The sequence below is a fragment of the Bacillus cereus group sp. MYBK14-1 genome (genome assembly GCF_051916885.1).
GTDB classification, from domain to species: domain Bacteria; phylum Bacillota; class Bacilli; order Bacillales; family Bacillaceae_G; genus Bacillus_A; species Bacillus_A cereus.
Map to the genome: position 1 here is coordinate 220,455 of NZ_JBQAHM010000008.1, position 18,058 is coordinate 238,512.

Sequence of the window (18,058 nt, forward strand, 5' to 3'; positions counted from 1 at the left end):
AAGTTATGAAAGCAGGTGTTATTTTGCGAGAAATTAGAATTCTTATAGCGGATGATGAGAAAGAAATTAGAGATTTATTAAAAAAATATATGGAGCGAGAACTATATAAGGTTGATGTTGCTATAGATGGCGAGCACGCTCTTTCGTTATTTAATAAAAACAAATATGATCTGTTTATATTAGATCTTATGATGCCAAAAATTGATGGGATTGAGGTCTGCAGAAAATTAAGAGAAAAAACGAATGTTCCTATTCTAATGCTCACTGCTAAAAATCATGAAACTGATAAGATATTAGGTTTAAGTATGGGCGCAGATGATTATATTACAAAACCTTTTAGTATAAATGAGGTAGTAGCTAGAGTTAAAGCTCTTATGAGGAGATTTTTAGTTTTAGGAAGTGAAGCAGGGGATAGAGAGCAAACACGTATAGAGTTTAAAGAAATCTCAATTGATATGAAAAAATATACTGTTTTCAAAGAGGGGGAAGAGATTCCTTTAACTGCAAAAGAGATGGAACTACTAAGGTTTTTTGCTTTAAATCCGGAGCAAGTGTTTACAAAATCTCAGTTGTTCCGTAATGTTTGGGGGGACAACTATTTAGAAGATGATAATACTGTCATGGTCCATATTCGAAAACTTAGAAAAAAAATAGAAGTGGATCCCTCTAATCCTCAATTAATACAAACAGTTTGGGGAATAGGATATAAGTTTGTAGGTGACCAAAATGTATAGCGATAAAATTATCTTACTTAATGTTCTTCAATTATTATGTATTATAGGACTTTTTTTTGCAGATTTAAATAATCAGCTATTAGGAATAAATAAACTTGTTTTGTACATAGTACTATTTTTCTTTACGACTTTTCTCTTACTTATAAGGTTCCACTTCGTTAATCGTTTGAAAATAATGATTGAGGAGTTACAACGTGTAATTAAAGGGAATTTAACAACAAGGTTAATTGTAAATGAAGATAATGTATTTAATAAAATGATATTTTCTGTGAATGAATTAATTGAACAGTTAGAGAGAGTTCAAATTGAATCCATCAAAGCTCAAAATGCGAGAAAAAGGCTCTTATCAAGTATTTCTCATGATATCAGAACTCCTCTTACATCTATTATAGGATATATTGATGCTTTAAAAGATGATATAGCTGTTTCTCGAGAAGAGAAAAAAGAGTATCTTGAAATTATTTCAAAAAAATCCAGCAACTTAAAGCAATTAATCAATGAAATATTTAATATGGCAAAGCTAGATGCAGATGAAGTTTTAATAAATCCTGAATCTCTAGAGTTAACTGAAATTACCAGAGAAGTATTAATTGAGTATTTGCCTGAAATCAAGAAGAATAATTTAGAGTTAAAGCTTAGTTTACCAAAAACAAAATGTTTTATCACGGCTGATTATCTAAGTATTATAAGAATTATAGATAACCTAATAAAAAATGCTATTTTATATGGGAAAGAAGGAAAAGTACTTGGAATAGAACTCATGGAATCAAATCAAGAATTCCAATTGCTTGTTTGGGATAAAGGACAGGGAATCGCGGAACATGATTTAGATCATGTATTTGAACGAATGTATCGTGGTGACCAATCAAGAAATTCTATTAATGGAGGTAGCGGATTAGGGCTTGCTATTGCTAAATCCTTAGTAGAAAAAAACCAGGGCAGGATATGGGTTGAAAGTAGTCCATGGAATAAAACAGTTTTTGGTATCTCTTTTCCAAAAACAGAAAAGGTTTAATAAATATAGATAATATATGGTTTAAATTAAAATTTGTCCCAAACAATGTAGTAAAATAGTTATACAATATAGGTTTATGTATTAGTAACCTCTTAAAACTAAAGGTTGCAGGTTTGAAAGGGAGTTATATCTTAATGCTTGAAATAAAGAGCGGTAAGCAGTAATGTATCTAGATTACTGCGGCATTAAGAAGAGATTTAAATAGGTACATTGAAGATATGGAAGACCATGAGTATCTAATTAAGAGTAGGTAGGGAAAGAATAGAAAGAAGTACAGCATATAAGTTACTTAGTAACACTGCGACAGAGTTTGAACTAGATGAAATAGGAACACATACATTATGTAAGAGATTTGTAAATCATATGTATATGCAGACAAAGAATATAGCCTTGCTTATAAAGAAATTTATGTGAATAGAGTTGTTGTTAAGAGATAATAAAGTTGTTTAATTTACAATAAAGTCCATTGAAAAATAATATAGTTGTTTAATTCTTATTGAACTAACGGTGCAGGATAGTTGAATAAGGATGATGATATACTTAAGGGGGAATTTACTTTATTTTATAATTTATGAGGTGGAAAATGGACTATTTAGAATTAAACAAATCTAAATATATTGTCTCTAATATCAAAGAAATTTTGCATAAAAAGCTTATTCTTGATAAACCGTTAACTAAAGATGAGGAGAAAAAATTAAACCTAGTTAATCCCCCTATATACGAAAATGAGAAGTATCTCATTCAAAAACGGTGGTTTTATAGTATTAATATTGGAGAATGGGAAGATGTGGATATTATTATTCAAGGGAATAATGAAAATCCCGATGTGGAGATTATCGAAATGGCAGAAAAAACATTCGATGAACTTCATCTATATATAAGCTGTGCATTAAAATATTTACAGAAATTCTTCCCTAATCAAGAAATGAAGAACTACTATCTATCCACAATATGTTTTGGAAAGATGGTTAATTTTGACGATTATATATTTTCTGGGTTTAGTTTAGCTTTTATTTATGATGGTCACTTTGAGTTTCAGTATAAAGTAAAATTTAAAGACGATGGATGGCCTATTGGTTTTGAAGGTGGGCCACTTTAATAATAATAGATAATTTTTTCTTATTGAACTAACGGGTGCTTTAGTTCAATAAGATTTAAACAACTTTATTATTAATTTTTGTCTACAAGCACATTTAAATGGTTAGAAATTAAACAACTAACTTTAAAGAGCCTTACTACAATATGATTTGTAGCCAGGCTCTTATATTTTTAGATCAGAATTAAATAACTTTATTATCACTTTACAGTTGTTTTATTTTATAAATATGTCATGCTTTTTGTCCATTAAAAAAGAGAGAATATGAAATTGACATGAATCTAAGTTGTAACTATAATGGTTACGATTAGGAGTTAACTATAATCCAATAGAGAATTAGATTCTATCTCGTATTTAAAGAGTGGATAAGTTGTACTATCCAAATTTACGATGCTCAAATACCTTAAAAAAATACATTTTTCAACGTATCCTATTTGGAATCCTCAGTATTGAAAATTGTAAACATCTACAAAAAGTTAACAAGACTGTTGTATGTAGAAAGAAATCTTTTAAAAAGGTCATAATATACATAATAGGGTGAACACATTTTAATTAGTAGGAGTTGTGCCACTATCAAGACCTTTTTAATAAAAGTAAAGAAAAAACTCAAGAAGGTGAGTCCATTGCGTAAACATGCATATGTGCAATTTTATGTATTGCTATTGGCTTTAATAGCTTATATAAGTTTTTGCGTTATATTTTTATTTGTTTTTCCGAATCTTTATTTTGTATCAGATTTTAATATCCGGCTATCATCTTTAGTTGTTGAAACTACTGTATTTATCTCATTACTGTATTCTATATTATCCAGAAAAATTAAGTTAGGAGTATTCTGGGTTTGTATTACTATTGCGATAGGTTGTTTCTTGATAGGGAATTTCATATCTGCTTTTCAAGTACTTAATGTAGAATTACCCATCCAAAATTTTAATACCTCTGATGTATTTTTGTTGTTTTTCTTATTCTTCTTTCTCTTTGCGTTCTTTTATAAAATTATGATGGAATGTAACAAGTGGGAGAAAGCGTATTTACTTTGTGATTTATGCATTGTTGTTACTGCTATTTTTACATTAGAGTGGTACCTATTTAATAAACCATCTGCAAATATCTTATTCTTATCAATTGGAGATGTTTTTCTCTCATTTATTTTTCCGATTATAGATTTATTACTTTTATTACTTGGAGTTACACTAATCTTTCGACCTGCTATTTTCAATGCAAAAAGTAAATTGTTTATTTTTATCCTAGTATTAACTGGATTGGCTTTTACGGACTACTTGTATTTCTACTTACAGGATGATTTGTCAGAGCGTTCAGTTATATTTTTAAGGTGTTTGTATAGAGTTTTACTATTATTTATCGCTATTGCTGCTACAATTCCAAAGGATACTTCTTCTAAAAGAAATTATTTTATTATTAATCCGACATTTGGAGAGAAACTTCTTGGCATATTCCCTTATCTTGCAGTTGCAGTCTTAATTGGCTTTACTTTGAAAGAGCAAACTTCTTCAGCTACATTGATTACGGGAAATTGTATTGCTTTTGTATTTGTACTGATTCGTCATACCATCGTACGAATGCAAAACAAAGATTTAACTGAAACATTAAAAGTGTTTAATAACCAATTAGAACAAACAGTATCTCAAAGAACAAGGGATTTAATAAACAAATCTAATGATTTGGTAAAAAATCAAGAAAGATTTAAGTCATTATATGAGTATCATCCGGATCCTATTTTAACGATTGATTCAACTGGTATCGTATTAAATATAAACCAGGCTGGAAGTATGTTATTAGGAAAAGACAGTGCTACATTAGTAGGGAAAGAGTGCTTCTCTATTTTTTTAGATGAAGATAAATCTGAATTGGAAGCGGCTATAAAGAAAGGGAGACGATGTAGTTCATCTTCGTTACAGTTACGTGTGAAAGATAACAATGAGAAGGACATGCTATTTTGGTATGTCACTATAGTTCCTATTATGATAGAAGGCCAAACTTTTGGGAGTTATGTAATGGTAAAAGACATAACGAGGATGAAACAACAACAGGAAGAGATAAACTATCTTGCATTCCATGATACGGTGACGAAGATTGGAAATCGTATATTCTTCCAACAAGAATTAGATAGATCCATTAAGCGTGCACAAAAAACAAAGGATAACTTCGGGCTCCTGTATATTGATTTAAATCGCTTTAAGACCATTAATGATACACTGGGTCATTCGATTGGTGACAGAGTTTTAAAAGAAGTTGCCAAACGTTTTAGGACATGTCTGTCACCGACTATTCCTCTAGCAAGAATAGGTGGAGATGAGTTTGCAATCATTGTCCATAACCAAACAGAGCAACAGCTATTGGATTTGTGTAAAACTCTATTTCGTATAACTGAAGAACCATTTGTAGTAAATCAGCATAGTTTTTACTTATCTCTTAGTATAGGAATAGCAATGTATCCATTTGGAGGAATAAATACTACTACACTTTTACAACATGCTGATATCGCTATGTATAGCGCAAAGAAAAAAGGTAACAATGCTGTTTGTATGTATGACGAGACATTATCTCAAAAAGTAACTCGTCGATTACGATTAGAACAGGATTTACCAAATGCAATTGAAAATAATGAGTTGTTTTTATTGTATCAACCACAAATTGATAGTAAGGCAGGTAAGGTTATTGGTGCAGAGGCTTTAATACGTTGGCAACATCCAGAGCTTGGGCTGATTTCTCCTTTTGAGTTTATACCTATCGCAGAAGAAACGGCGCAGATTATTTCAATTGGGAAGTGGACGTTACAGAAAGCGTGTCGACAACTGAAAGAATGGCATTCTGCGGGTTTTTCAAATCTAAAGATGGGGATAAATTTATCAGCTATAGAGTTTGAACAGAAAGATTTTGTTCAAACAATGATATCTACTATAGAAGAGATAGGAGTACCTGCTAATTCGATTGATTTGGAATTAACAGAGCGAATAGCAATGGTAGATGAAAAAGAAACCTTATCGAAGCTAAAAGCATTAAAATCATATGGTGTACATTTATCAATTGACGATTTTGGTACAGGTTATTCTTCACTAGCGTATCTGCCTCTTTATCCAATTGATACTTTAAAAATTCCAAGAGAATTTGTTAATAGGATCGGAACTTCTACTGATGGAGATGAAATTATACAAACCATTATTTCGCTAGCTCATACTTTAAACATGAAAGTGATAGCAGAAGGGGTAGAAACGAAAGAACAATTAACAGTCTTACAACGTAATGCGTGTTATCTAATTCAGGGATATTACTACAGTAAACCTGTAAATGAAGATGAATTTATCGATTTTTTAAGTGCAATGCAAAATAAATAAGTGAAAAATCAGTATTTGTATGAAGTAAAGTGAAAAGACGTTCTAATCCATATAGACTAGAACGTCTTTCTTATGTTTATTTTCAGTAGCTATTCAGCAAGGTTTCAGCCTTTGAAAGTAAAATAAATATCTATATTCCTTGTATTAGGGCTAATTCTAAAAGTATTTTTATTGATAGTTATTTAAGATTATACTCAATAAATATTTTGTTTTATCCTTCGTGGCAATGCCATTCACCTATTCATATATCAGCTGATTATTCATGCGTGTTAATGTTTTCTCGACGCATGAATATTGAATATTGGCAAGGATGGAAGTAACTAAATTTCAATTACGTATGACTAGGAAATATCCATTGTATTGCTGCAGATTAGACATTTAGCGTTTTGTCTCAAGCTAGTTGAAGTATTCTGGTTTAGGATGGTTAAAATAGGTTCGTGCATTAACTATATCGTATCAATATAAAGTGGTGTCACAAACAGTAAGGTACTACACCAAATAATTGGTTGTATAAATATAATTAATATTTCTCAAATATTTACAAAATTTTCAGCAAATTCCTAAACGAAGACTTGGTTACGGTGTTTTATAGAGATAGAAATCCGCTTTAAGACTATTAATTCAGAATGTTTAAATAAAAAGTTGTAGACTTGTTGTTATTTTTTTCCTATACTAAGTTTGTAGTTTCGATTTCAATTTTCTGTAAATCCGCGCGGGACTGGAAATTGTTTTAAAGGGCTTTTTCTAAGTAAAAAAAGAACTACAATAATTGATTTTCATTTTATAGAAATAAGGTGATTTTTTGTTTGTTTGCAAAGAGCATGTATTGGAAGTGGTTCAAAACTTGAATGTACCGCATATTTGTGAAACAGACAAAAATATAAAATGTAGGTATTGTGACTATATGTCTCAATATGAATTGTATATTTTTGATTTCAGGAATATGTCAAAAACAATGCGATTGATAAATGCACATTAAGTTATTATGTAATGTTAGGTAAGGTATGTTATTTTTTCGAAATAATATATAAGTTATTAATCTATGCAAATAATCTTTTAATCTCGATTCTGAAAATAATACATAATCAGATTATTATGTCACTTATATTGCGGTTTAGTAATGTTCACATTATAATTAAAGGGGAGAACAATTAATATGGCATCTTATATCATTGGTAAATTTAATTTAAACGAGGAATTATTAAAGAAAGATTTAGATACAATCGCAAATTTCCCAGTTATACCAGAGGAGTATGATGAATTTAGTTCGGGTTATTGGATGAATAATTCGTTATGGAATGCTTCGAATGACAAAAACGATACGATGTATCGTGACTTTGATCATGCAGCCCAACAAACGGAGTACGGCAAGCAGTTACCATACATTAACTCACTTCTTGAAGAATACTTCACTTTTGACAATTTAAAGATGGTTAGAACACGTAATTTAGTGGATGCGATGGTTATTCCACATAAAGACTTCGTTGAATTTTCTCATAGTACTAAACAACGTTTCCGTGTCTTCTTAGCTTTAGAAGATAATGAAAAGGCTTTCCATTCAGATGAAGAAGCGGTATTCCGTATTAGAAAAGGAGAAATCTGGTTCCTTGATGCAGCAATTGGACATGCAGCTGCTAATTTTTCTAAAGATAGCCGCGTTTTCCTTTGTCTAGACTATGTATTTGATGGAGATTTTAATCCATCTGATATCTTTAAAGATAAAAAGACATATAATCCTGATTTAGAAAGATTTATTGTCAAACGCGATGAACTAGATGAGACATTTGAAGAGGAGTTAATTACTTCACTATCTAAAGTAATTTCAAGAATCAATTTTAAAGATATTGTATTCTTCCTATCTAAGATTCATTTTGAAAAAGATATACCTGTTGCGAAATGTTACGATTGGCTAGATCAGATTGCAGAAAGAAGTGGTGATCAGGCAATTGTTCAGAAAGCAAAACATTTACGTGCGTATATTATAGAACATCGTGATTTAGGTGAGCGTTTCAGTATGGATAATTGGAAGGAAGAAGTTACTGTCTGATTTTAAAATAGGTAATGTATAGTTCTTTACATAAACAACCGATTTTATTTTTTGATAAAATCGGTTGTTTTACTATTTGTTTAGTAGAAAAGGAGTAAGGTATGTATGGAGATTTTAATTGGTATATTATTTAGTATTTTATGGGCATCAGGCGCGATTGCTACAAAAATTGGGCTTTTATCTTCATCCCCATTAATGTTTGCAACTACGAGGCTTATTAGTGCTGGTCTTATTATGTTTATCTTTACTTATTTTATTAGATCTAACAGATGGCCTAAAGGGGTAGAGTGGAGACAATTAGTTGTACTAGGAATATTAAATACTACTTTGTATGTAGGTTGTTGTTTCTTATCACTAAAGTTGGTATCATCTAGTTTGTTTAACTTGTTTATCACTGTAAATCCATTTGTTGTTGCTTTATTGTCATCTATTTTTTTAAGTAGAAAAGTAACAAAACAAGAATGGGCTGGAATGTGTATTGCGGCATTTGGATTACTCATAGTTGTATATCCCTATTTAAAAGATACACAAGCCACTGTCTCGGGTGTCATTATACTTGCGATTGGTATGTTATCTATGGGGATTGGGAGTGTGTGCTTCACAAAGTATGATATGAAAATCAATCGTCTTGTCATTAATACTTGGCAAATCATATTTGGTAGTTTATTTGCGGTTCCTTTAAGTTTCTTGTTAGATACAAATCCGTACATCAATTTAGATATGAATTTTGCAATGGGTCTATTTTGGCAAGTCGTGATGACTTCAATTGTGTCTATGTTACTATGGTTTTATTTATTAAAGAAAGATCCTATAAAAGCGAACAACTATTTGTTCTTAACTCCGATTTTTGGTTATTTACTAGCTTGGTTAATACTCAAAGAAAACATTACAATGTATCATCTATTTGGTGCGATTTTAGTAATAGGTGGCTTGTTAATCTCAGGAACTATGAATCTAAAAAAATTACTATGGTCAAAAGTAGGAAGTGAAAAGCATAAATCTGTTTAAAAATGAACTAATTGACCTTCAATCCAACTATGTGCGTGTAGAATGCTCATGATAATTTCTTAAGGAATTATCTTGGGCATTTTTTATTTTTCAGATTTTTATCCTGTTCTATTCGAGAATGTATGCAAAAAAGTTACATATGTTATAAAGGGGAGGGAATGGAATGAAAAAATTTTCGTTCGTTATTTTGATTTTTGTTACTATGCTTACAGGCTGTTATGCAAAAGAAGTGAATATGTATCCAATATCGCAAGAAGTCATGGCCACTGCACCAAAAGAACTCCCTTTTCCAGTATCATATCCTACTAAATTACCATTTAAGGTAGATTCGATGACGGTTACAAATGAAAATGGAGAACATGTTTCCATCGTATATTCAAGTAAAGAGGATCAGAAACTAATTGTTGAAATAACAAAAGGGAAAGAAGTGTATCCGCAAAAGTCCTTTCAAGAGATTAATGCATTTGATAAGACTCGCCAAGTATTCAATCATAAAAAGAATGAATGCCATGATATAGAATGGAATGTAAAGAACATTCATTATCAGATTTACTTTTCTAATGAAAAAAAGCAACGATTAACAAAAGAAGAGCTTCGCGCAGTTCAAAAATCTTTTACTGTGAAATAGGAGATTCACCTTTTTTACATAAACTGTTGATATAACAGAAACTGAACGAGTAGTGCGTCAATGGTTAAGGATGGTGAGAAGGAACGGTCTTATAAACGTAAGGTCTATCTTTGGTGAGATAATAACATTGTATTTCGGCGTTTTATTAACGGATTCCAAGAGAGTTATTATAAAGTGCAAGGCTCATTTAAGAGTAAAAAACCATTTTGTTGAATCTCTTTCCAAAATGGTTTTATTATTATTTTTGTGAAAAGCGAGTATCAAGGTAACAGATTTTTAAAGTAACAGAATATTTATTTGCGTCTGGCAATATCATCTGCTAGTTTAATCAATTCCTCCATAGTAATCTTTCCACGTAACTTATCCTTTATAACTTTCTCCATTTCCTTTGTAACAGTCAATCCCTCAATTGCTAAGGTCGCCTTTGCTGCTTCAAAAGCTTTTTGTAGCTCTTCCTCATTTTTAAACATAATTTGGATCACCTCTTTCAATTTGAATTTATTTTTAATTCTTATTTCTGCCTACTAAACCTAAAATATATAAAAATAAGTTGAATGGGGGTTGCTCCATTACAACTTTATGAAAATAAAACGGGATTCAATATCTAATCATTAAAAGAATCCAGTTATATATAGAATCTAAAACAGAGATATCTAGTACGGAATTATATTATGAGAACAGAGCATATCAAGTTGAAAAGGATGTATCTATGAATTTGCTTTTCCAGTACGTAAAATACAGGGTACTGCATGTTTTTTGTCTGGTCGTAAATGTAAGAAGAATAAATCGTTTGTTAATAAGCGGGAATTTCCGGTGATTCATTACTTTCAAATGATAAAACAAGCACCCATTCGAGTGCTTGTTTTATCACGATTTAGAAGTTTCCTCATAACCATGATTTCTATGACTAGGATTTATTCCATCCCTATTTGAGTTTTACTTACTGCTAATTTTTGACCATCTTTTTCAATGAAACTAACGGTGAAATTAGCTCCTGTGCCACCTTTTGCATTTTTACTCCAACTAGCAGTATACGTTTTTACATTTTTACTTGTAGAATCAGATTTGATGTCAGGTTCGCCATATTTAGCAACTAGATCCTCGTATTTATCTCCGCCTTCACCAGTTACAGGATCACCAGTTTTAATAGTATCCACATCGGCAACCGTTATCTTCTTTTTATCGTCCTTTTTCGTTTCTTGTTTTTGGTCTTGTTTTGCTTCTTTCTTAGCCTCTTGTTTTGGTTCATCTTTCTTTTCTGTAGAAGCTTTGTTTGACGAATCATCACAAGCAACTAGACTCATCGCTAAAGCACTTCCTAATGCAATGGTACTCAACTTTTTGAACATGTTTAATTCCTCCATTTTGAAAATTGTAAAATTCTACAGATGATTATACCAAATTAAGGTAAATGGTGATGTCGTATTCTGTCGAGATAAGAAAAAACAATAACGCAAGTTCTACCGTTCACTCTAATTGGTAACGAATCTTTATTTGAAGTGTATTGGAAATGCTACTGTATATCGTTTTTTTCTAAATGTTACAATAGAGAAAAAGGAGGTTTTCACATGGGAGATGTAATCGGTGATGTATTAGGAGGCCTTTTTATGTTCATCCCTTCAAAAAGGGAAAAATTCATTCGTAAAAATTTTAAGCTTTTGGAAAAAGAAGTGTGGTTTAAAGAAATAGAGCATAGATATGGTAGGTTAATGGTTTTTAACCATTCTATTAGAGATTTTGTAGCAAATGAGAACCTAGAGGATATCTTAAAGGATGTTAAGAAAACTCATATATTTCTTCATGAATTAGAAAAACTACTGCAGCAAGAAAAGATTTAATTGATGTAGTAGTGAAGGAATGTTTTATCCGTAAAGGATACTTCAAGCGTAGAAGTCTAAGGATATAGGTTTAGATGAAACAAGAAATCAATTATATGAAAAATTGCTTTATTGATTGATATATTCAGCTCTTGGAGAATTATTTCTTGTTTAGTGGATAGAATGATTCAATTTGCATGAACATTGTCAAATAGAGCAAATCAAAAAGGGAAAATTGTTTTGTGAAGTTGGAAGTGAAAATCATTGTCTATTTTTTGAGCCATTGAAAATAGCGTCAAGTTCTTACGTAATATATTAGAAGCTTGGTACTGATCCATACAAAGAAAAGACACCAAAGGCGCTTTTCTCCGTATGGAACCATCTTAAGTTTAATGTTAAGCATAAGATTCCTAACCAAAATGATTGTTGCAATTTAATATATTTTGAATACATGGATGTGTGCATTTCTATGACAAATAGATTATGCACTATCATGCAAGTTAGTATTTTATTGGTAATCATTTTCATCTGAGTTACTATTATAACTAGAATTATAAGAAGGACTATCATACCTAGAGGAATCTTCATTTTTGTAACTAGAAGTGCTGTTATAATTGGAGTTACTATATGAACTTTCAGAACTTGAACTATTAGAAGAGCTATAATAGCTAGGGGAACTGTAGTCGTCATAATAGTCGTTAAAATCATCTTCATCATCCAAATCAGAATTTACAACTTTATTTGCTTTCTTTCCAACTGATTGAACTCTATAAGACGCATTCCTTTTTTTATTTTGTTTTCTTTTTCCATTTCCTTTAGATTGCAACGAAGGTGTATACGTTATAGGTATTACTCTAGATAATCCCCTTACAAATAATCGAACAATACATACTAAAATCCACATGCAAATAATAAATACAAAGACATAAAGAGCAATGTTGTAAATCATATTGTTTATTGTATCTATCATCGCACCCTTTGAAATATTAAACATAAAATCAATCACCGCCATTTTTCTATAAGTTTTATATTAAAAACGTAATATTAATCTAAATAGAATTATAAAATATTTTTTCCGCTTTTTATATAAAAAATATGAATTTGTTACCGCGGATTAGAATTAAGAAAAAGACACCCTGAGGTGCCTTTCAATGACCTTAGTATCATTTTTTAGTGTGAAAAGGCAAATTGTATACAGTTTGATACTCTCGCTGGATTATTTCATTTGTATATAAATTATTTTAAACTTTTTCTCATTTTCATGCATTTGAAATTTAATAGTGAGGGATAACGCTACATGCCCATCAACTTAAGAAAAATAAATGTCCCCGAAATTAAAAAAGGAACAAATTAATTTACTCCTTTTTTACTTGAATTCCACATGAAATTTAGTATCAATGATCCCAAAAGCAACTTTACATGGGAACGGATTTTTTCCCCTTGAAGCATCACGCATACATGAAAGCACCCAATAATCCAATTCTAAGGGTAAACGGAATACTTGGATACTACTATCATCGTTTTTTACTGTTACGATTGGTGTATTTACCCTAGTTGTAGTGAAACCGTCCGTTGTTATTATTGCTACTGCATCATTATTATGAAAACCCGTGCATAAAACCTCGTAAGTTATTCCACTGTTCTCATTAATAATCATAGGTATATTTAAATAGGGATAGTTATTTATGTTGTTATGAATAACTGTTCTTGGTGTATTCTTTCTTATCTGATTCCCTTGCATTTTATACGCTCCTTTATAACAATTCAAACGTTTAAATCTATTCTATTTTACATCCAGTATATCCGAAAATTGTAGTGTTAACTTATTGTAGAAAGCATCCGTACATATGATAGCGCTATTTAACGGATCTATATCAATGATGGTCATATAGTTAGTAAGTAAATAGCCGCCTTCATAATATGTAATTAGTATTTCTTCTTCGGATAATAAGGAACATAAAAGCATGTTCTCAATCAGTTCTTTTTCTTCAGAGGTTAAAATGGGACGTGCTATTTTATTTTTCTCTTTAATTATTTCACGTATTCCGGCGAATTGTTCTGGCATTGCTGCGAACGGAGACCATTTGACCATTCCTCTTCCTTTTGGCATATTGGCGTTACTCATGATTTATGTCCTCCTATTAGTGTGTTTCTGTGTCTAGCTGTAGCGCTATGCGTGTAGGAAATCCCTCGTAAAATACTGTTTTTCCCAAACTTTGTGCGTATTTCATCCATTACTTTTGTCAACTTCACTTCTTGTTCTCGTTTTGTGACATCATCAAAAAGAGAAATTTGTTCTTCCCCTTCTTGAATTAGGTTTGTTAAGGATATGTTTATGCTACGAATGGGTTCACCAGTATATTGCTGATGTAAAAAGTATGTACAGATATGATAAATATCCATTGTTAAATTTGTAGGACGGCTTAAACTATGTGTTTTTCTAATGCCACCTGCATTATCCTTGCTATAACCAACAGAGAAATGAACGGTTCGAGCAAGTTTGTTTTGTTGTCTTAATCGATAGCAAACTTCTTCGGTATGTTCCAGTAGGATAATTGGAAATTCTTCTATTGTATAATCACGCATTAAAATTTGGCTTTTTCCTATAGAAGTTGTAACCGGAACATATTTCTCTGAAATTCGACTAAAATCAATCCCATTACTATGTAAGTGTAATTCTTCTCCAATCACACCGAAGCTTTGTTTTAAATATTTAAGAGGATAATTAGCTAAATCTCCAATAGAATGTATTCCTTTTTGATTTAATTTTGTTTCTGTTTTATGCGAAATACCCCAAAACTTACTCAGCGGCCGTATGCTCCATAATTTTGTAGGTATATCTTCGTATGTCCAATAAGCGACTCCGTCTTTATTTTTCTTTGCTTCAATATCTAAAGCTACCTTACTCATCAATAGGTTAGGTGCAATCCCGATTGTGCATTCAATTCGTGTGTGTTCATATATTTCACGTTTAAACTGTAATGCAAATTCATTTGGATTTCGGGCAAATAGATGGATGCTATCGGTAATATCCATAAAAAATTCATCGATGCTGTATTGATGAAAGTCTTCAATAGGAACATATTGTAGAGCTAACTTCGTTATGTAATTGGAGCACTTAATATAGGTTCCCATAATTGGATTCACAATAAGGATATCTTTTTGCCGAGGAATCTCGTATAGCCTTGCCAACTTCTTTACTCCCATTGCTTTTAAAGGTGGAGTTGCGGCTAAAACAATGGACCCATTCCTATTCACATCACCGACTACAGCTAATTTTGTATGAAGTGGGTCTAATCCCATTTTGATGCAACTAACAGAAGCATAAAAGCTACGAAGATCAACACATAAAATGATTCTATTCGGTAAAATTGAATAGTCATACATCATAATTCCTCCTAACAACAAGAACATCCGTTCTTATTATACACGAACTTACGTTCTTTTATGAAGTGGTTTTTGAAAAAATATTTTATTATATGAATTAAAAATACGCAGAATGAAAGAGAGAGGTAGCGGCCTAATGTAGTTGGAGTGTTTAGGTTATAAACAGTGTTATCTACATTAGGTAGTACAGGAAGAAAATGATGGGAGGGAAGTTCTTTAAATCATTTTCTAAGTATTTGAAATATAAGTGTTGACTGTAATTTATTACCTATGCTAACATATAGATAATTTAATTTAGGCGGTGGATATGTATTGGACTCAGACGTTGACTCGGATAGTTGGCTAAATAACCTCGATTTTCTTAGAGTACCTCTTATTATTTTGAGAATGTAGATTGTAAACAATCTTATATTACACGCAGTTAATAAATAGTAAGTAGGGAAAGTGAAAATATATTAGGAGGTGAATCCTTTAGTTTTTACAAAACTAAGGGGATTAGTTGGACATATTTAATTTAATTATGGTAGCGGTTTTAGTCGCATGTACCGCGTTTTTCGTGGCAATTGAGTTTGCTATTGTAAAAGTAAGAGGATCAAAGATTGATCAATTTGTATTAGAAGGAAAGAAGGGTGCGTTGGCAGCTAAGAAAGTAACGTCAAACCTGGATGAATATTTGTCGGCTTGTCAATTAGGTATTACAGTGACAGCAATGGGACTAGGGGCATTAGGTGAACCAACCATTGAGAGACTTTTATATCCTTTATTTGATAAGTGGAATATCAACCCTTCCATTGCAGGTGTATTATCTTTAGGAATTGCTTTTACTTTTATGACGTACTTACATGTTGTAGTTGGTGAATTGGCACCCAAAACATTTGCGATTCAAAAGGCTGAGAAGGTTACTTTATTGCTTTCAGCTCCGCTTATCTGGTTCCACAAAATCATGTATCCGTTTATTCGATTGTTGAATGGCTCTGCAAGGATGATAACAAGACTATTTGGTTTAAGATCAGCATCAGAGCATGATGTCGTACATACAGAAGAAGAATTACGATTGATTCTTTCGGAAAGTTATGAACGTGGAGAGATTAATCAAGCTGAATATAAATATGTAAATAATATTTTTGAATTTGATAATCGTATTGCAAAAGAAATAATGGTCCCTCGTACAGAAATTATAGGGCTTCATGTAGAGAATTCTTTAGCGGATCATATAAATATAATCCGTAATGAAAAGTACACACGCTACCTTGTATTTGGAGAAGACAAAGATGAAATCATCGGCATGGTGAATGTGAAAGATTTCTTGATTCGTTATATAAGTAATGAATCAAAAGAATTTAATTCTATTTCCTCGTATACGCGTCCAGTAATTGAAGCAATAGAAACCATACCAATACATGATTTATTATTAAAAATGCAAATGAAACGTATTCCATTGGCTGTGTTATATGATGAATACGGTGGCACAGCTGGTTTGGTAACAATTGAGGATATACTAGAAGAAATTGTAGGCGAAATCCGTGATGAATATGATGGTGATGAGCTTTCATCAATTCAACAAATGAATAATGATCATATTGTCGTAGAAGGTAAAGTGCGTATTAGTGAAATAAATGATTTGTTAGGATTACATATGAATGATAGTGATGTTGATACAATTGGTGGTTGGATTCTAATGCAGAATTATGATATCCAGGAAGGACAAACGTTATTTAGTGAAGGATATGCTTTTACAATTCTTTCAAAAGCCCCCCACCAAGTTAAGCGTGTTGAAATACAAAAAGAAATTTTAGAAGCAGCAACTGTATAGTTGCTGCTTTTTATAGGGGTAGCAGAAAATGAAAGCAAAGATACTTGTAACATTAACCTTACCTGTTATGTTATTAGCAGGTTGTACAACCGAAACATATGGACTTACACAATCAGAGTTCAGACAAGTAGATAAAGAGTTTAAAGCAGATAAGATGATAAAAGACATGAAACAGTTGCATTATAGCGATGAACAAATTGAGAAACAGCTAAGAATGGCGTTAGCACAATTAAAGTATGAAGAGGAAATGAAGAAGAAAGAAAATGACAAGTACAAGGGTATAGAGACTGAAGAAGAAACCAAGAAAGACAAGAAGAAAGGGGACAATGAAACAGTCTATGAAAAGAAAGAAAAAGAAAAAGTAACGGTAACGGAAGAAAGATATCCGTATCAGTTATACGAAATCTATGCCCGACTTCAGTATCAAATTGACTAGGTAAGGGGATGGAAAAATCAATTAATGAGCGTAGTGCTACCGTGAACTACACAAGAGAAGAATCAAAACTGGTTGATATGCAACTAAACTACATACTTAACCTGGTGCCAATCGGAAAGTACGAATCAAACTATCCTTTACTCGAAGAAGGTGTATCAAAGTTAAGAGAAGCTTTAGAACTCATTGTAGACTTTGGTATGAGAGCGCAAAATCCGTTATATCCTGATAACAAATTACCTGAGGGATTCGACAAAGCCAATGATATGATTATAGACGTACTGAGCACATGGCAACCGATTTTTGATGAAATAGATAAAGATTTCCCTGATGCGAAACGTAAAGCAGAGAAGAAAGTAGAAAGGAATTTAAATGATGATACAGAAAGTGGATTCCGTATTCATAAATTAAATCCTAAAAAGGTAAGCAGAGAAGAAAATAACAACGATTATTAACGAGGGGGATGACGTATGAAATCGAAGAAACTAATCACATTAGCGATTCCGGTTATGTTATTAGGGGGGGTGATACGATTCAAGATCCACCAAAGAAAGAAGCAAAGACAGAAGAGTCAAGCAAAGCGAAAGCCACTGAACAAGATAAAAAGTCTACTAGCGTGAACTACCCGCCACTTAACGTCCTAACGGACTGTTTGAAGTGGGGGCTTCTCGGTTAGTCGTTACTTTTGATAGCTAACGAATTCGTCCTAAGACAGCCGAGCTAACTC

General features: G+C 31.8%; 17 protein-coding genes and 1 pseudogene. 12 read left to right on the forward strand and 6 right to left on the reverse strand.

What is annotated here, in order from left to right:
- The first annotated feature begins 23 nt into the window (after positions 1–23).
- The 8 genes and pseudogenes from ACTFR3_RS20640 to ACTFR3_RS20675 all read left to right on the forward strand — a co-directional run bounded on the left by ACTFR3_RS20640 (position 24) and on the right by ACTFR3_RS20675 (position 9,881).
- Positions 24–734 (forward strand): response regulator transcription factor, encoded by a 711-nt coding sequence (locus ACTFR3_RS20640; protein WP_048536048.1) that lies wholly within the window; start codon positions 24–26, stop codon positions 732–734.
- Positions 727–1,749 carry a sensor histidine kinase gene (locus ACTFR3_RS20645; RefSeq protein WP_440044777.1) on the forward strand — a complete coding sequence of 341 codons (1,023 nt, stop codon included), beginning with the start codon at positions 727–729 and terminating at the stop codon, positions 1,747–1,749. The genes ACTFR3_RS20640 and ACTFR3_RS20645 overlap by 8 nt, the downstream gene beginning before the upstream one ends.
- A gap of 65 nt (positions 1,750–1,814) precedes the next feature.
- Positions 1,815–2,157, forward strand: a pseudogene (locus ACTFR3_RS20650) (tyrosine-type recombinase/integrase); the annotation flags it as partial.
- A 175-nt stretch (positions 2,158–2,332) separates the two neighbouring features.
- Positions 2,333–2,848 (forward strand): hypothetical protein, encoded by a 516-nt coding sequence (locus tag ACTFR3_RS20655; RefSeq protein WP_440044779.1) that lies wholly within the window; start codon positions 2,333–2,335, stop codon positions 2,846–2,848.
- Positions 2,849–3,468: 620 nt separating this feature from the next.
- Complete coding sequence (locus ACTFR3_RS20660) at positions 3,469–6,198, forward strand: EAL domain-containing protein (RefSeq protein ID WP_440044780.1); 2,730 nt, start codon at positions 3,469–3,471, stop codon at positions 6,196–6,198.
- 1,156 nt (positions 6,199–7,354) lie between these two features.
- Positions 7,355–8,245 carry an aspartyl/asparaginyl beta-hydroxylase domain-containing protein gene (locus tag ACTFR3_RS20665; protein WP_440044781.1) on the forward strand — a complete coding sequence of 297 codons (891 nt, stop codon included), beginning with the start codon at positions 7,355–7,357 and terminating at the stop codon, positions 8,243–8,245.
- 105 nt (positions 8,246–8,350) lie between these two features.
- Positions 8,351–9,253: a DMT family transporter gene (locus ACTFR3_RS20670; protein ID WP_440044783.1), complete on the forward strand. Its 903-nt coding sequence runs from the start codon at positions 8,351–8,353 to the stop codon at positions 9,251–9,253.
- A 163-nt stretch (positions 9,254–9,416) separates the two neighbouring features.
- Entirely contained in the window at positions 9,417–9,881 is a 465-nt protein-coding gene (locus ACTFR3_RS20675; protein WP_440044784.1) for a hypothetical protein, read from the forward strand.
- Between the two features lie 293 nt (positions 9,882–10,174).
- Here the strand turns inward: ACTFR3_RS20675 and ACTFR3_RS20680 are convergent, their stop codons facing one another.
- A complete protein-coding gene (locus tag ACTFR3_RS20680) occupies positions 10,175–10,351 on the reverse strand; it encodes an antitoxin VbhA family protein (protein ID WP_163051259.1) in 177 nt (58 codons plus the stop codon).
- 444 nt (positions 10,352–10,795) lie between these two features.
- Positions 10,796–11,230: a hypothetical protein gene (locus tag ACTFR3_RS20685; RefSeq protein WP_000473787.1), complete on the reverse strand. Its 435-nt coding sequence runs from the start codon at positions 11,228–11,230 to the stop codon at positions 10,796–10,798.
- A gap of 219 nt (positions 11,231–11,449) precedes the next feature.
- Here ACTFR3_RS20685 and ACTFR3_RS20690 point away from each other — a divergent pair, with 219 nt between their 5' ends.
- Positions 11,450–11,719 carry a hypothetical protein gene (locus tag ACTFR3_RS20690; RefSeq protein WP_440044785.1) on the forward strand — a complete coding sequence of 90 codons (270 nt, stop codon included), beginning with the start codon at positions 11,450–11,452 and terminating at the stop codon, positions 11,717–11,719.
- A 487-nt stretch (positions 11,720–12,206) separates the two neighbouring features.
- On the opposite strand, the gene ACTFR3_RS20695 is transcribed toward ACTFR3_RS20690, so the two are convergent.
- From ACTFR3_RS20695 to ACTFR3_RS20710, 4 genes are all read right to left on the reverse strand, one after another.
- Positions 12,207–12,692 carry a hypothetical protein gene (locus ACTFR3_RS20695; protein ID WP_440044786.1) on the reverse strand — a complete coding sequence of 162 codons (486 nt, stop codon included), beginning with the start codon at positions 12,690–12,692 and terminating at the stop codon, positions 12,207–12,209.
- 372 nt (positions 12,693–13,064) lie between these two features.
- Positions 13,065–13,439, reverse strand: coding sequence for a hypothetical protein (locus ACTFR3_RS20700; protein ID WP_440044787.1), 375 nt, complete (start codon positions 13,437–13,439; stop codon positions 13,065–13,067).
- A gap of 42 nt (positions 13,440–13,481) precedes the next feature.
- Positions 13,482–13,823: a YolD-like family protein gene (locus ACTFR3_RS20705; protein ID WP_000063577.1), complete on the reverse strand. Its 342-nt coding sequence runs from the start codon at positions 13,821–13,823 to the stop codon at positions 13,482–13,484.
- Positions 13,820–15,085 carry a Y-family DNA polymerase gene (locus tag ACTFR3_RS20710; RefSeq protein ID WP_000272552.1) on the reverse strand — a complete coding sequence of 422 codons (1,266 nt, stop codon included), beginning with the start codon at positions 15,083–15,085 and terminating at the stop codon, positions 13,820–13,822. The genes ACTFR3_RS20705 and ACTFR3_RS20710 overlap by 4 nt, the downstream gene beginning before the upstream one ends.
- Before the next feature lie 499 nt (positions 15,086–15,584).
- Here ACTFR3_RS20710 and ACTFR3_RS20715 point away from each other — a divergent pair, with 499 nt between their 5' ends.
- From ACTFR3_RS20715 to ACTFR3_RS20725, 3 genes are read left to right on the forward strand one after another with little or no spacing between them, the layout of a single operon-like run.
- Positions 15,585–16,898, forward strand: a complete 1,314-nt coding sequence (locus ACTFR3_RS20715) for a hemolysin family protein (RefSeq protein WP_440044788.1) — start codon at positions 15,585–15,587, stop codon at positions 16,896–16,898.
- 28 nt (positions 16,899–16,926) lie between these two features.
- Entirely contained in the window at positions 16,927–17,334 is a 408-nt protein-coding gene (locus ACTFR3_RS20720) for a hypothetical protein (protein WP_259591408.1), read from the forward strand.
- Between the two features lie 8 nt (positions 17,335–17,342).
- Entirely contained in the window at positions 17,343–17,786 is a 444-nt protein-coding gene (locus ACTFR3_RS20725; RefSeq protein ID WP_440044789.1) for a hypothetical protein, read from the forward strand.
- Positions 17,787–18,058 lie beyond the last annotated feature (272 nt).